14 protein-coding genes are annotated in these 14,910 nt (G+C 62.2%); 7 read left to right on the plus strand and 7 right to left on the minus strand.

The genetic code is table 11. The features are described 5' to 3' along the window. Positions 1–76: 76 nt before the first annotated feature. On the minus strand, positions 77–547 hold the full coding sequence (gene hisI, locus NKH98_RS09615; RefSeq protein WP_352479758.1) for a phosphoribosyl-AMP cyclohydrolase: 471 nt from the start codon (positions 545–547) through the stop codon (positions 77–79). 10 nt (positions 548–557) lie between these two features. Beyond that, positions 558–1,220 (minus strand): GTP cyclohydrolase I FolE, encoded by a 663-nt coding sequence (folE, locus tag NKH98_RS09620; protein ID WP_254818364.1) that lies wholly within the window; start codon positions 1,218–1,220, stop codon positions 558–560. A 240-nt stretch (positions 1,221–1,460) separates the two neighbouring features. Between folE and NKH98_RS09625 the strand changes: the two genes are divergently transcribed. Then, on the plus strand, positions 1,461–1,907 hold the full coding sequence (locus NKH98_RS09625) for an iron-sulfur cluster assembly scaffold protein (protein ID WP_352479757.1): 447 nt from the start codon (positions 1,461–1,463) through the stop codon (positions 1,905–1,907). Here the strand turns inward: NKH98_RS09625 and NKH98_RS09630 are convergent. After that, positions 1,904–2,818: a LysR substrate-binding domain-containing protein gene (locus NKH98_RS09630; protein ID WP_352897910.1), complete on the minus strand. Its 915-nt coding sequence runs from the start codon at positions 2,816–2,818 to the stop codon at positions 1,904–1,906. The two genes, NKH98_RS09625 and NKH98_RS09630, sit on opposite strands and share 4 nt — an antisense overlap. A 338-nt stretch (positions 2,819–3,156) precedes the next feature. On the opposite strand from NKH98_RS09630, the gene yidD reads away from it, so the two are divergent. From yidD to thrS, 3 genes are all read left to right on the plus strand, one after another. Next, positions 3,157–3,531 (plus strand): membrane protein insertion efficiency factor YidD, encoded by a 375-nt coding sequence (gene yidD, locus NKH98_RS09635; protein WP_352898000.1) that lies wholly within the window; start codon positions 3,157–3,159, stop codon positions 3,529–3,531. Positions 3,532–3,676: 145 nt separating this feature from the next. Then, positions 3,677–4,489, plus strand: a complete 813-nt coding sequence (gene blaOXA / locus NKH98_RS09640; RefSeq protein ID WP_352897912.1) for a class D beta-lactamase — start codon at positions 3,677–3,679, stop codon at positions 4,487–4,489. 167 nt (positions 4,490–4,656) lie between these two features. Beyond that, on the plus strand, positions 4,657–6,630 hold the full coding sequence (gene thrS, locus NKH98_RS09645; protein ID WP_352897914.1) for a threonine--tRNA ligase: 1,974 nt from the start codon (positions 4,657–4,659) through the stop codon (positions 6,628–6,630). A gap of 234 nt (positions 6,631–6,864) precedes the next feature. Here the strand turns inward: thrS and NKH98_RS09650 are convergent, their stop codons facing one another. Then, positions 6,865–7,830 carry an RgsD C-terminal domain-containing protein gene (locus tag NKH98_RS09650; RefSeq protein ID WP_352897916.1) on the minus strand — a complete coding sequence of 322 codons (966 nt, stop codon included), beginning with the start codon at positions 7,828–7,830 and terminating at the stop codon, positions 6,865–6,867. A 156-nt stretch (positions 7,831–7,986) separates the two neighbouring features. Here NKH98_RS09650 and NKH98_RS09655 point away from each other — a divergent pair, with 156 nt between their 5' ends. Beyond that, complete coding sequence (locus NKH98_RS09655) at positions 7,987–8,571, plus strand: nitroreductase family protein (RefSeq protein WP_352897918.1); 585 nt, start codon at positions 7,987–7,989, stop codon at positions 8,569–8,571. Positions 8,572–8,589: 18 nt separating this feature from the next. Here NKH98_RS09655 and NKH98_RS09660 read toward each other — a convergent pair whose 3' ends face one another. Further along, positions 8,590–9,471, minus strand: a complete 882-nt coding sequence (locus NKH98_RS09660) for an HpcH/HpaI aldolase/citrate lyase family protein (RefSeq protein ID WP_352897920.1) — start codon at positions 9,469–9,471, stop codon at positions 8,590–8,592. 3 nt (positions 9,472–9,474) lie between these two features. Then, positions 9,475–9,924: a MaoC family dehydratase gene (locus NKH98_RS09665; protein WP_352897922.1), complete on the minus strand. Its 450-nt coding sequence runs from the start codon at positions 9,922–9,924 to the stop codon at positions 9,475–9,477. A 152-nt stretch (positions 9,925–10,076) separates the two neighbouring features. Between NKH98_RS09665 and NKH98_RS09670 the strand changes: the two genes are divergently transcribed. Next, entirely contained in the window at positions 10,077–11,198 is a 1,122-nt protein-coding gene (locus tag NKH98_RS09670; protein WP_352897924.1) for a DUF2336 domain-containing protein, read from the plus strand. 157 nt (positions 11,199–11,355) lie between these two features. On the opposite strand, the gene parE is transcribed toward NKH98_RS09670, so the two are convergent. Then, complete coding sequence (parE, locus tag NKH98_RS09675) at positions 11,356–13,407, minus strand: DNA topoisomerase IV subunit B (RefSeq protein ID WP_352897926.1); 2,052 nt, start codon at positions 13,405–13,407, stop codon at positions 11,356–11,358. A gap of 274 nt (positions 13,408–13,681) precedes the next feature. On the opposite strand from parE, the gene NKH98_RS09680 reads away from it, so the two are divergent. Then, positions 13,682–14,851 (plus strand): GGDEF domain-containing protein, encoded by a 1,170-nt coding sequence (locus NKH98_RS09680; RefSeq protein ID WP_352508743.1) that lies wholly within the window; start codon positions 13,682–13,684, stop codon positions 14,849–14,851. Positions 14,852–14,910: the final 59 nt, after the last annotated feature.

Raw genomic sequence — 14,910 nt, forward strand, 5'->3', positions numbered from 1 at the left:
CCCTTGTCCCACGGTCATCCTACAGGCGGGCCGTATCGAAATCATGAATACACGTGGCTGAAGTGCTGCGAATGGTTCATATTGATGGTGTATTGGGCTTTCGATAGGTTTTTTCTGCATCGAACAGCGGCTTGCTGCCGTCGCTGGCAAGCGTCCCTTTGCCATCGCTCAGCCCCACCGTCCGATAAAAGCATGAACGTCGGCCGGTGTGACAAGTTGCTTCATGACCCAGCACTTTGACGCGCAACCATATCGCGTCCTGGTCACAATCCGTGAGCATCTCGACGACCTGCTGGACATTGCCCGAGGTTTCGCCCTTCTTCCACAGCGCGTTGCGCGAACGCGACCAGTAGTGCGCGATGCCGGTCTCGAGCGTTAGCGCCAGCGCCTCGGCATTCATATGCGCGACCATCAGCAGCATGCCGTCTTCGGCATCGGTGACGACGGCGGTGACGAGGCCGCCGGCATCGAAGCGCGGCGAAAGGACCGTGCCTTCCTCAAGCGCCTTCTTGTCTGAGGGAGCTTTCGGGAATTCCAATGCCGACATTCGCCGGTCCTTATTTAACGAAGGTGGGGCGGGTCTGATCAGTTCCGCCGCCGCGCACCATGGTGACGAAGCGGACCTGCTCTTCGGGTGTATCCTTGAAGGCGCCGGTGAAGGTCGAGGTCAGCGTGGTGGAGCCCTGCTTGCGGATGCCCCGCATGGCCATGCACATATGCTCGGCTTCAAGCATGACCGCCACGCCGCGCGGATTGAGGACGTCCTGGATGACGCCGGCAATCTGCGCCGTCATCGCTTCCTGGGTCTGCAGGCGATGGGCGAAGATGTCGACGACGCGGGCGATCTTGGACAGGCCGACAACCTTGCCGTCAGGCAGATAGCCGACATGCGCCTTGCCGATGATCGGCACCATGTGATGCTCGCAATGCGAGTGGAAGGATATGTCCTTGACGAGGACGAGGTCGTCATAGCCGGCGACTTCCTCGAAGGTGCGGCCAAGTTCCTCGGCTGGGCACATATCATAACCGTTGAACATTTCGCGGAATGCCTTGGTGACGCGCTTCGGCGTGTCGATCAGGCCCTCGCGGTCAGGGTTGTCGCCGGTCCAGCGCAGCAAGATGCGCACAGCGGCTTCGACTTCGGCCTCGCTCGGCCGGTCGGTGACCGGCTTTTCCATATAGGCGGACCGCGGCATGAGTTTCTTGATAACGGCGTCCATAAAGGCGTCTCCCGTAGTTCCTCTCTCAGGAGGAACGAGTTGAACGGACCACGACCTTTCGGGTGTCAGAAACTCGCCCGGTTTCCAGCCCGTAAGTGGCGTGAACAGAATTGGGCACGACGAGGTTTGTGGTCGCCTTGTCGATACCCGACTACCGCCATTATATATGTTCGTGCCGAGCGAAAGGAAGACGCCAGAGCGGCAATGACTGTTCGCTGGGCGGCGACGGATTGGAAAAATATGATCGACGATGTCTACAATGCGAAAATTCTGGGTTTTGCTGGAAACATCGCACGGATCGGCCGGCTCGACCGCCCCGACGCAACCGCACGAGCACATTCCAAGCTGTGCGGCTCGACGGTGACCGTCGATCTGAAAATGGATCATGGCGTCGTCACCGATTTCGCGCATGACGTGAAGGCCTGTGCGCTTGGCCAGGCATCCTCTTCGATCATGGCGCAGCATGTCGTCGGCGCCAGCGCCGAAGAATTGCGCAGCGTGCGCGAGACGATGCTGAAGATGCTGAAGGAAAACGGCCCGCCGCCCGAAGGCCGCTTCGCCGACCTGAAATACCTGGAACCAGTGCGCGACTACAAGGCGCGCCACGCCTCGACGATGCTGACGTTCGACGCAGTGGTCGACGCCATCGGCCAGATCGAAAAGAAGCGGGCGGAAGAGGCGGCTTAAGCCTTTGCAAGGAAACGCCGGCTTTCGGCGAATTCCGCCCGGACCCAATCGGCAAAAGCCCTGGCCTGCTCTGAAAGGTCATTCAGCCTTCTGGCCACCAGCCAATAGGCGCCGGACGCGACGTCGATGTCGAAAGGCTTGATCAGCGCGCCGGACGCAAGTTCTTCGCCGATCTGCAGAAGATCGCCCAGCGCGACACCATGTCCAAGCAAGGCTGCCTGCTTCGAAAGCGAAGCATCCGCCAGCATCGGGCCGCGCGCAGGCACGGCCTCAGCCGCCACGCCGGCCGCTTCGAACCAGCGCGCCCAAGCCTGACGGTTTTCTTCGTGCAGCAATGTGTAGCGACCAAGGTCGATCGGTTTTTCCAGAGCTGGGCCGGATGCAAGAAGCGCCGGCGACAGGACTGGTGAATCGATGACCGCGGCAAGCTGTTCGGCTTCGCTGCGTGGCCATGAGGTGGCGTGCGCACTGAAGCGCAGGGCAAGTTCGGGCTGATCGCTGCGAAACTCTATCAACCTCGGGTCGACCTCAAGGGAAACGTCGATATCGGGTCGCAACTCGCGAAAGCGGTTGAGCCGCGGCACCAGCCATTCGGATGCAAGCGATGGTTCGACGCTGACACGGACCACGGACTGCGTATGGGCCGCCGTCAATTCCGAAAGCAGCCTGTCGATGCCCTCGAAACTTCTGACCAACTGGTCGAGCAGCCGCCGGCCGGTGTCGGTCAACTCGACGCGGCGATGATGGCGGAAGAACAAAGGTTGGCGCAGGAAGGCTTCGAGCTCGCGGATCTGGCGGCTGATCGCCGCCTGCGAGACATAAAGCTCCTCGGCCGCACGGCTGAAGCTGAGGTGACGACCGGCTGCTTCGAAGCTTCTAAGCGCCGTCAGGGGGAGGTGTCCGCGCTTCATTCGCATAACTCAGAGTTATCTGACGTGGACGTTATACTCGTTTGAAGGGCAAGGCCAGCGGCGCTCTAATCAGCGCTCAAGGAGTGCTGCCATGATCCAGTCTCTCAACGTTCTGGGCGATGTCGTGCGGATCGCGACGTTTCAATGGCATGACGAGAAACCGCATAGGGATTGGTGCGAGGAGAGACCGCCGACCAGCGTCGCCGTATGCCGGAAGCCGACGCCCGACCGCTGCCCGGCTCGCCGTGCCAGGCCATGACGGGGTTGCCGGAACGCCATTGCGTTCCTGGCCCGATGCGCACATCTATCGTGTTGGAAAACGTGATGTGGAGACTGCGGTGGTTGGCCAACATCGGCATGCGCACGGCGCCAGGCCGATTCGACAAGGACGCAACTGGCCCGGTCCGTGGCGCAAGACGCCGGGCCGCCTCCTCGGCACGTCGCTCGTCCGCTTCTACCAGCTGACGCTGTCAGGCTTCGTCGGCAATTCCTGCCGGCATCTGCCGACCTGTTCCGAATACGCACATGAGGCGATCGCCCGCCACGGGCTGTGGGCCGGTGGCTGGATGGGGTTTTTCCGGGTGCTGCGCTGCGGACCGTTCGGAACGCACGGCATCGACCGTGTGCCTGAGATCCTGGCTGATCGTTACCGTTGGTTCACGCCATGGCGGTACTGGCGGATCGGGAAAAAACGTGGCGACCTGGACAGTTGACCGCAACTCTTCGGTGAACAACCGGACCGCTTTTACGATCTGGTAGGGTTAACCGCAGCTTGCGCGGACATAGCGCATTTAAGACAAAATCGAGACAAGACGCCTCGCTAAGCCGCTCCTGACACCGTTCAGGAGAGATTGCCAAATGCGCCGGATAGATCGTCTTCCCTTCGTTTTCGCCGTGGTTCTCTATGTCGTGGCGTGGCTGTTGGGTTTTCCGATCCGTGCGCAATCGGCGCCGCTCGGGGACGTCGAATGCACGCTGATCGTCGACGCCGCAGGCGGCGAGACGCTGTATCGCGAAGGGACCTGCGATCAGCGCGTCAGCCCCGCCTCCACGTTCAAGGTTCCGCTGGCGCTGATCGGCTACGATGCTGGAATCCTGAGCGACGAGCACACGCCAAGCTGGGAGTACAAGGCAGAGTTCAATGCGCCGAAACGGGACCGCAAGACCGTCGACCCGACGATCTGGGAAAGGGATTCGGTCATATGGTTCTCACGCGAGATTACGCGCCGGCTCGGCAGCAAACAATTTGCCGGCTACGTGTCGAAACTCGAGTATGGCAACACGGACGTTTCCGGAACTCCCGGCAAGAATGATGGACTCACCCATTCCTGGGTGAATTCTTCGCTCGAGATATCGCCCGTCGAACAGGTCGATTTCCTGCGCAAGCTGCTGGCGCGAAAACTGCCGGTTTCCAACAAGGCCCACGCCATGACCGGTGCGATCATACCGACCTTTCGAGCAGGCGATTGGACGGTGCAGGGCAAGACCGGGACGACCGGGCTCGGCGACGCCGACAAGCGCTCGCTTGGCTGGTTTGTCGGCTGGGCGCAGAAGGATGCTCGCAAGATCGTCTTTGCCCGCCTGGTAATCGATACGGAACGTTCCGACACGCCCAAGGGACCCAAGACGCGGGCGATGTTCCTGAAAGAGCTGCCGAATCTCGTCAGGTGACCATATCCGGCTTTACGGCGCCGAAAACTGTCCATAAAAGACCGCTCGCCGCCGGACGCATCCGGCTCTTACTTGATGTATGTCGTAACCCCAAAACAGCTAGGCAGTTTTGGACGACGTGCATTTTACCACCCGCGCTCGTTTGCGGGACTGGATAGGAGAATTTCATGCTGAATTCCGTTTCCCTGACATTTCCCGATGGCTCCGTCCGCGACTACGATGCGGCGATGACCGGCGCCGGCCTGGCGGAATCGATCTCGAAGTCGCTGGCCAAGAAGGCCGTTGCCTATTCGATCGACGGCACGCTGCGCGATCTTTCCGACCCGATCGGCAAGCCGGGCAAGGTCGAAATCATCACCCGCGAGGATCCGCGTGCGCTGGAGCTCATCCGTCACGATGCAGCGCATGTGCTGGCCGAAGCCGTGCAGGAACTTTGGCCGGGAACGCAGGTGACCATCGGGCCGGTGATCGAGAACGGATTCTACTACGATTTTGCCCGCAACGAGCCGTTCACGCCCGACGATTTCCCGGTGATCGAGAAGAAAATGCGCGAGATCATTGCGCGCAACAAGCCGTTCACCAAAGAGGTATGGTCGCGTGAAAAGGCGAAAAGGATCTTTGCCGACAAGGGCGAGCGCTACAAACTGGAGCTGATCGACGCCATTCCCGAGGATCAGGATCTCAAGATCTATGCGCAGGGCGACTGGTTCGACCTTTGCCGCGGCCCGCATATGGCCTCGACCGGCCAGATCGGCAGCGCCTTCAAGCTGATGAAGGTCGCCGGCGCCTATTGGCGCGGCGATTCGAACAACCCGATGCTGACGCGCATCTACGGCACGGCCTGGGCCGACCAGGCGCAGCTCGAAGCCTACCAGACGATGCTGGAGGAGGCCGAGAAGCGCGACCACAGGAAACTCGGGCGTGAGATGGACCTGTTCCATTTCCAGGAGGAGGGGCCGGGCGTCGTGTTCTGGCACGCCAAAGGCTGGAGGATGTTCCAGAACCTGGTCAATTACATGCGTCGCCGCCTCGACGAGCAGGGCTATCAGGAGGTCAACGCGCCGCAGGTGCTCGACAAGAGCCTGTGGGAGACGTCCGGGCACTGGGGCTGGTACCGGGACAACATGTTCAAGGTGACGGTTGCCGGCGACGACACCGACGACGACCGGGTGTTTGCGCTGAAGCCGATGAACTGCCCCGGCCACGTCCAAATCTTCAAGCACGGGCTGAAGTCCTACCGCGATCTGCCGGTAAAACTTGCGGAATTCGGCAATGTGCATCGCTATGAGCCGTCCGGCGCGCTGCACGGGCTGATGCGCGTGCGCGGCTTTACCCAGGACGATGCCCACATCTTCTGCACCGAGGAACAGCTCGCCGACGAGTGCATCAAGATCAACGACCTGATCCTGTCGACCTATGCCGATTTCGGCTTCGACGAAATCACCGTCAAGCTGGCGACCCGCCCCGAAAAACGGGTCGGCACCGACGCGATGTGGGATCATGCTGAGAGCGTGCTGCAGGACGTGCTCGACAAGATCGCGGCGCGGTCGGGCAACCGGATCAAGACGGGCGTCAATCCGGGTGAGGGCACGTTCTACGGGCCGAAGTTCGAATATGTGCTGAAGGATGCCATCGGCCGCGAATGGCAGTGCGGCACCACACAGGTCGACTTCAACCTGCCGGAGCGTTTTGGCGCCTTCTACATCGGCTCCGATTCGGAAAAGAAGCAGCCGGTAATGGTGCATCGTGCCATCTGCGGCTCGATGGAGCGGTTTCTAGGCATCCTGATCGAGAATTATTCCGGCCATTTCCCGCTCTGGTTCGCACCGCTGCAGGTGGTGGTGGCGACGATCACTTCCGATGCCGACGATTACGCGCGACAGGTCGTGGCGCAGCTGAAGGCGGCCGGGCTGATTGCCGAAGCCGACCTGCGCAACGAGAAGATCAACTACAAGGTCCGTGAACATTCGCTGGCCAAGGTCCCGGTCATCCTCGTCTGCGGCAAGCGCGAGGCCGAGGAAGAAACGGTCAATATCCGCCGTCTCGGTTCGCGCGACCAGGAATCGCTTGGTCTCGCAACTGCCGTGAAGCTGCTTGTCGACGAGGCGGTGACACCCGACCGCAAGCGCCGCGCGGCCTGAACCCAGCCGACCTTCAATGAATGGCGGTGGAGCGATCCACCGCCATTTTCATATGACTGTCGCGCCGCTCGCCTATCCGGCAAATCGATCGACGTGCGCTTCGGTCAGGTGCTGAATGAGACGAATTGCTCGAGCGGCTTTACCGGGCTGTCGTCGATCCGGCTCTGGTCGTATGGCGTGGCCACGCGCAGTTGCTGACGCGACGCATGCGCAAGGCGCTTAGAGGGGCGCGGCTTAGTCGGCGCCTTCCTCGGAATCGATAGCCGAAGCCTCTGTGGCCAGAACCTCGATGTCCTGGTTGTGCCCCGCCACCACCGTAAAGTCCTTCTGGTAGATGCGGTCGCGGTTCTTGGCGATGATGGTGTAGTCGCCCTCGGCCAGCACCATCGAGGCAAAGGCACCGACGGTTTCCTTGATCGGATCGCCGGATTCGTTCAGCAGCGACCAGGAGGTGTCGGCGATCGCCTCGCCGCCCGGTTCGCGCACCAGCTTCATGGTCATCTCGGCCGCACGGTGCTCGACGGTCGCTTCAGTCAGCTTGCCGGCCTCCACGCGGATGTCGGAGCGGATGACCGCGTTCACAGCACCATAGGTCGAAACAACGTGGTAGGTGCCGGCATTGAGCCGCACGACGCTGTTCGGCTCGACATCGGGTATGATCAGGGCGCGATCGCCGTCGGCCGCGGCGTGGCTCTCATAAATCGAGAAGCGCAGCTTCTTCGGCGGTATGCGTACCCCGCCGGACAGCACGGCATCAAGCTTGAGGCCGCCTGCATCGAGCACGAGGCTCTCGCGCTTGGCTTCCGTGCCGACGGTGATGCGCTTGGTGGCGCCGGCCCGCCCGTAGGAGGCGTGGACCAGATACGAACCCGGCTCGAGCTGGAATACGGCGGTACCGCCATGAGCGGAGGCGACCATCGGCAACTTGCCGTCGCTGGCCGATTCGGGCTTGAAGACGCGCCAGACGATGCCGCGCGTGATGTCGGCGCCCTTGTCTGTCAATTGCGCCGACAGCGTGATTGCCCCGCTGCTCCCCAACGCCAGCGATGTCTCGCTTTTCGGAGGCGCATAGCCCGAAATTCCGGGAAGTTTCAGTTCGCCGAGGCCGTCCACATCCTGGGCGACGGCGATCGAAACCGGCACCATCAACAGTGCGGCAGCAAGCCATATCAGGAAAAGACGCAATGTCCCCTCAAACATGCCTTGCGTTGAAGCCCAAGGCGGTGGCAATTTCAAGGCTTAAGAGTCCGGTCGGCTTCTGCTACAGGGCTCTTTGTCCGGCGCGCTGCGCCAATGCCCAAGCTGCCCGATGTCCCGATGGTGCGCTTCAGCTCAAATTCCAGGAGACTTGCGCCCATGGCGTCGCCGATCATCGATTTTCTGCTGACCCGAAATTCCGCGCCGATCCCAGATTTGAAGGAGCCGGCACCGGGCGATACGGAGATCGCGACGATGATCGCCGCCGCCTCGCGGGTGCCGGACCACGGCCGGCTGGAGCCCTGGCGTTTCGTCCTCTATCGCGGCGAGGCTCGCATCGAGATCGGCAAGAAGCTGGCGGCACTTGCCGAGCAGCGCGAAGGACCGCTGCCGGAAGGCCGCCGCATCCAGGAATTGCGGCGCTTTTCGCGGGCGCCGCTGGTTATCGGCGTGATCTCGATCCCCAGGGAAAATCCAAAGATCCCGCAATGGGAGATGTTCCTGTCCGGCGGCATGGCCGCGATGAACCTGATGCTTGCCGCCAATGCGCTGGGCTACGGCACCAACATGATCAGCAACTGGTATTCCGACGTGCCCGAGGGCAGGGCGATCCTCGGCCTGGCGCCACATGAGCGGGTCGTAGGCTTCGTCCATATCGGCTCCTACCAGGGGCCGGCACCGGAGCGGCCACGGCCCGATCCCGCAAAGCTCTATGCCGATTATTCGGGGCCGTGGGTGGGATAATTTCGGCGCGGAACAGACCTAAGCGCCAAGCCCAGCTACCCTGGCCCGCGCCAGGAGCCGCTCGGCGAGCTTGAGATGCGGCCGGTCGTACATCTTGCCGTCGATGCCGACGACGCCGGGGTTTCCCGCCGCCTTGAATGCCTCGACGATCGCCAGGGCGCTTTTCACCGCTTGCGCCGAAGGCGTGAAGGCGGCGTTGATGACCGGCACCTGCGCCGGATGGATCGCCATCTTGCCGGTGAAACCGTCGCGCTCGGCCTCGGCGCATTCGGCCTCGAAGCCCGCCATGTCGCGAAAGTCCGGAAAGACGGTGTCGATTGCCGCCACTTCCGCGGCACTTGCGGCAAGCATGGTCATGGTGCGGGCGAGGCGGAACACATCCGTATAGCGGCCATTCGCGTCGCGCGTCGCGCGCGCGCCGATCGCCGCTGACAAATCTTCGGCCCCCCAGGTGACGCCGACAAGCCGCGCGCTTGCACGGGCGTAGGTCGCTGCGGCCAAGACGCCTGCGGCCGTTTCTGTGATGATCGGCAGGATCTTTATAGCTCCATCCGGCAGGCCGCTTTCAGCTTCGTGCACCCTGAGCTTGGCCGAGAGATGCTGGACATCCAGTCCGCTGTCCGACTTAGGCAGCATGATGCCGTCTGGTTTTGCCGGCACGAGCGCTGCCAGATCGTCGTCGGTCAGTCCGGTCGAAAGATCGTTGACGCGCACATAGATCACGGAGCTGGTTCGGTGCCTGTGCCCGGCGATGAAACGCGCCGCTGTGTCGCGCGCCAGATCCTTGTTCTGCGCGGCAATCGAATCCTCGAGGTCGACGATGACCATGTCGGCGCCCACGCCAAAGCCCTTCTCCAGCTTTTTTTCCGAGTCGCCGGGGACGAAGAGCAGAGAACGCATCGGCTACGCCTTTTTCATCATCATGGCTTGCCTCGTGCATTTGGCAACCAGCATGTCGTTCTGGTTATAGGCGCGATGCTCGAACTCGACGATACCGCGGTCCGGTTTGGACCTGGAGTTGCGCACCGAAACCACCGTGGTCTCGACGCGAATGGTGTCGCCGTGGAAGACGGGGTGCGGAAACACCGTCTCCTTCATGCCGAGATTGGCGATTGTGGTGCCGACGGTGATGTCGTTGACTGAAATGCCGATCATCAGGCCCAGCGTGAACAGCGAATTGACCAGCGGCTTGCCCCATTCGCTCTTGGCGGCGAAATCGAAATCGATGTGCAGCGGCTGCGGGTTCAGCGTCATCACCGAAAACAGCATATTGTCGCTTTCGGTCACGGTCTTGCGCAGCGTGTGCTTGAACACGTGGCCGACAGCGAACTCCTCAAGATAAAGCCCGGCCATGGTCGATCTCCTCTGCTGCTTAAGGGTTGATAGGCGTTGCATACCGGGCTCGCAAGCCAGTTAACGAACATGGTGAACCGTTCGTAAACCATTTGTGCCTACGGTCGCGACAGGGGCCAGAAGCGTTCTGGCAAAGGGCGTAAGCAGGCGACATGGTCGTTTCGCATTTCCTGAAATGGATCCACACGGCGAAGGTGTCGGAGCGCGTTGCAGCGGCAAGCGCACTTGCTCGCGCCTATGTCGATTCGGACCTGCCTTTCGAGGACCGCTGCGCTGCGGAGGCGGCGCTGACATTGCTGCTCGATGACGCATCGTCGAAGGTGCGACTGGCGATCGCCGACGCGCTTTCCATGAGCCATCATGCGCCGCCGCAGATCGTCAGCGCGCTGGCCTCGGACCAGCCGGAAGTCGCAGCCCTGGTACTGGCGCGGTCGCCACTGCTTACTGATGCCGACCTGATTGATCGGGTTGCCGGCGGCCAGAAAGCGACGCAGAAGGTGATCGCCGACCGGCCGCGCGTGTCGATGTCGGTTGCGGCGGCGATCGCCGAGATCGGCGAGCCGGAGGCCTGCACCACGCTGCTCGCCAACAGCGGCGCCGACATCGCATCGATCAGCTTTCGGCGCATGGCCGAGCGGCACGGCCATCTGCCTCTGGTGCGCGAGGCGCTGATTGCCGATGCGCGCCTGCCCGCCGATTGTCGGCATTTGCTGCTGGTCAAAGTGGGCGAGACGCTCAAGGGCTCGCCGCTGGTGCTGGCGCTGATGGGCGCCGCAAGAGCCGAGCGCGTCACGCGCGATGCCTGCGTCAAAGCTTCCGTGACATTGATCGAAGGCACGCGTGCCGAGGAACATACAGCGCTTATCGAACATCTGCGTCTGCGCGGCGACCTGACCGCAAGCTTCGTCATCCGCACCATCGCGCACGGCAAGGTCGACTTCTTTGGTTCGGCCCTGGTCGCGCTCAGCCAGCAATCCGAACAACGGGTGAGAGCACTGCTGGCCGGCGGCCATGACGTGGCGCTGCAGGCACTGTTCCGCAGCGCCGGGCTTGCCGCCGCCACCCACGCAATCATCCTGCGCGCGCTGAAGGTCTGGCGCGAGGTCGCCAATGGCAAACGCCTCGCCGGCGTCCAGGAAGTCAGCTGGCTGATGCTGAAGGAATTGGGCGGGCAGTCCGCCGCGGGCGATCTCGCCGGGCTGGTCAAGTCGATCCATCTCGACGCGTTGCGCGAGAACGCGCGCGGGCACGCGCTGGCGATCGCGGCTGCCTAAAGCAAAAGTGTGAAACGGTTTCCGTCCGGAATTGCGTCAAGACAAAGAGGGAGCGGTTCGGCGTTTCCGTGAACGCTGAACCGTTCCAGGCCTCGTCCTTCCCGAAAATATCCGGATCGCAACAACCGCCCTCTGTGGCTCACCTGGCAGAAGACGCTCAGATATCCAGCACTTCCGTCTCGGCGAATTCCGCGCGTTCCTGGATGAAGCGGAAGCGGGCCTCGGGCTTGGTGCCCATCAGTGCGTCGACAGCATCCTTGGTCGCCGCCTCGGCGTCGATCACATCGACCCTGAGCAGCGTACGCTTTTTCGGGTCCATGGTGGTTTCCTTGAGCTGGGCGGCCATCATTTCGCCCAGCCCCTTGAAGCGGCCGATTTCGACCTTGCCGCGCCCGGTGAATTCGGTGCGCAGGAGTTCGTCCTTATGCGCGTCGTTGCGGGCATAGCCGACCTTGCCGCCTTGGCGGATCGAATAAAGCGGCGGCACCGCCAGGTAGAGATGGCCGCCGCGGACCAGGCTTGGCATCTCCTGGTAGAAAAAGGTGATCAGCAGCGAGGCGATATGGGCGCCGTCGACATCGGCATCGGTCATGATGATGACCCGGTCGTAACGCAGGTCCTCGTCGCGATATTTCGAGCGCGTGCCGCAACCCAAGGCCTGGATCAGGTCGGATATCTGCTGGTTGCCGGCAAGCTTGTCGCTGCCGGCGCTGGCGACGTTGAGGATCTTGCCGCGGAGCGGCAGCACCGCCTGGCTGGCGCGGTCGCGCGCCTGCTTTGCCGAGCCGCCGGCCGAATCGCCCTCGACGATGAAGAGCTCGGCGCCGGCGGCGGCATTCTGTGTGCAGTCGGCGAGCTTGCCGGGCAGGCGCAGCTTGCGCACCGCACTCTTGCGCGACACTTCCTTTTCCTGGCGGCGGCGCACCCGTTCGTCGGCGCGCGCGATCACCCATTCGAGCAGTTTCGAGGCCTCCTGCGGATTGTCCGCCAGCCAGTGGTCGAACGGGTCGCGGATGGCGCTTTCGACGATGCGGATCGCCTCGATCGTCGCCAGCCTGTCCTTGGTCTGGCCGACGAATTCCGGTTCGCGGATGAACACCGACAGCATGCCCGCCGCCGAGATCATCACATCCTCGGAAGTGACGATCGAGGCGCGCTTGTTGCCGACCAGATCGGCGTAGGCGCGCAAGCCGCGCGTCAGCACGTTGCGGAATCCGGCCTCATGCGTGCCGCCCTCCGCGGTCGGGATGGTATTGCAATAGGAATTGATAAAACCGTCGCCACCGAACCAGGTCACGGCCCATTCGAGCGAACCGTGACCGCCCTGCTTCTCGCTCTTGCCGGCGAACATTTCACGGGTGACCTGGAATTCGTCGCCGAGCGAGGCTTTCAGATAATCCTTGAGGCCGCCCGGAAAATGGAATTCGGCCTTGGCCGGCGTCCTGTCCTTTTCCCTGATCAGGGAGGGATCGCAGGTCCAGCGGATTTCGACACCGCCGAACAGATAAGCCTTTGACCGCGCCATGCGGTAGAGCCGCGCCGGCTCGAACGCCGCGCCCTTGCCGAAAATCTGCTCGTCTGGATGGAAGCGAATCTTCGTGCCGCGCCGGTTGTGCACCTCGCCGAGCTGCTCAAGGCCGGTCACCGGAACGCCTCGTGAGAAGCGCTGGCGATAGAGCTTGCGCCCAATCGCGACCTCGACCTCGAGATGGTCGGACAGCGCGTTGACGACGGAAACGCCGACACCGTGCAGGCCGCCGGACGTCTCGTAAACCTTACTGTCGAACTTGCCGCCTGAATGCAGCGTCGTCATGATGAGTTCAAGCGCCGGCTTCTTGAATTTAGGGTGGGGATCGACCGGAATGCCGCGGCCGTTGTCGGTGACTGACAGATATCCGTCGGCGGAAAGCTCGACATCGATGAAGGTCGCATGGCCTGCGACCGCCTCGTCCATCGAGTTGTCGATGACCTCGGCGAACAGATGGTGCATCGCCTTGTCGTCGGTGCCGCCAATGTACATGCCCGGGCGGCGGCGCACCGGCTCCAGCCCCTCCAGCACCTCGATGTCGGCGGCACTGTAACTCTCGCTGGCGTCGCGGGGCGCCGGCCGCTTCGCCGCCTGCACCAGCGGATCGGCCGGGCGCGCGGCGGCGCGAGCCGGTTGCGGCTGCTTGTCCAATTTGGCGAAAAGATCGTTGTTGTCGTCCATGCCGGTCCTGGATTCCGATGCTGCGAATCACCACCCGATACTGCCACGCTTTTCGCGGGCAGGCGACGGAGGTTCCTGTTACGTTCGAGGATAGAGCCTCTTACTGCAAAACCATCCGACAGCCAAGCGGCGGAAATGGGGTCGAAGCTTGGAGCATCGACGCTTTGTAAACCTTGTCCGAAGGTTACGCCGGAAGACTGGCTGAAAAAACGGTATTTGCGGACTGTCGCTGACCTAGAATGCAGCGGAACGCTCACGAGGCTGTCGCTTACGCATGTTGGATTACAGTTCGCTCCTGCTCGCGGCGGCGCTGTCGGGCACGTGCCTTAGCATCACAATGTTTGCGATCTGGTTCACCGCGCCACAGGCACGCTTTGTGCTGACGGTGGCGTGCGGCATTCTCGTGCTCGTCGCACATGTGGTGCTGTTCTGGCATTACACCAGGGATCCTAGCGCCTGGCTCTGCCAGATCGTGCTTGCGCTTCTCAGCCTCGGTTTCCTGATTATCTGCCTGTCGGCCATGCAATATCTCGGCATAGGCGATTACAGGCGCGCCATCTTGCCGACCTTGGTTGCGACGGCTGTTTGCGCGGGCGCGACGTATCTCGGGTTTGATGGTGTCGGCTTCATCGTCACCTACGCGACGGTAACGGCGCTGCTCTCGCTCATCGGGGTGATGTTCTGGATTGAGGGTGGTCACGATCGCCGGATATTGCTGGTCGTCTCGTTCCTGAGCGGCGTCTGTGCGCTGTCGTTCGGACTTTGCGGCGCGGTCCTGCTGGTCAAGGGGCAATGGGTGCTGGGTGTTGCGCCCGACAATTGGGCCGAGCGGGTGAATTCCGTCGTAGCCGTCGCCTGCATGACCGGGCTCGGCGCATTGACGCTCTCCCTGCACCATTTGCAGGCGCAGATCGAATTGAAGGCCGAGACGATGACCGATCCATTGACCGGGCTGATGAACCGGCGGGCGTTGACGGCACTCTACGGCGAGCGGGTCTTCGGCCCGTTCATGTCCGTCGCCATGTTCGACCTCGACCATTTCAAGAGAACGAACGACGTTTTCGGTCATCCGGTCGGCGACCAGGTTCTGCGCCGCTTTGCCGCCGTCATCAGGAAATACGCCAGGACCGGCGTCGACGCGTTCCGGTTGGGCGGCGAGGAGTTCGTGCTCGTCATGTCGCGGATGACGGAAGAGAAGGCCTATGACATTGCGAGCAAGATCAGCGTCGCCTTCGGCACAGAAGTCGTGGCCACACAACTTGGTCCGTTGCGAAGCACAGTCAGCGGCGGCATCGGCTTTGGCGGAACAAACGGCACCGGTCTCGACGATGTGCTGGCCGAAGCCGACGCAGCACTCTATGCGGCAAAGCGCGCCGGGCGAAATCGCGTCGTCGTTCGGGACCGGGCGAGCAAGGCCGACGGGCCGGCCTTGCGTTCTGCCTGATTGGGGTTTCTATCTTCTTGTTAGACCCATGATCTTGTCGGAAAACCGGATTCCACTTT

The organism is Mesorhizobium sp. M0833 (assembly GCF_040319905.1).
Classification (GTDB): Bacteria; Pseudomonadota; Alphaproteobacteria; order Rhizobiales; family Rhizobiaceae; genus Mesorhizobium.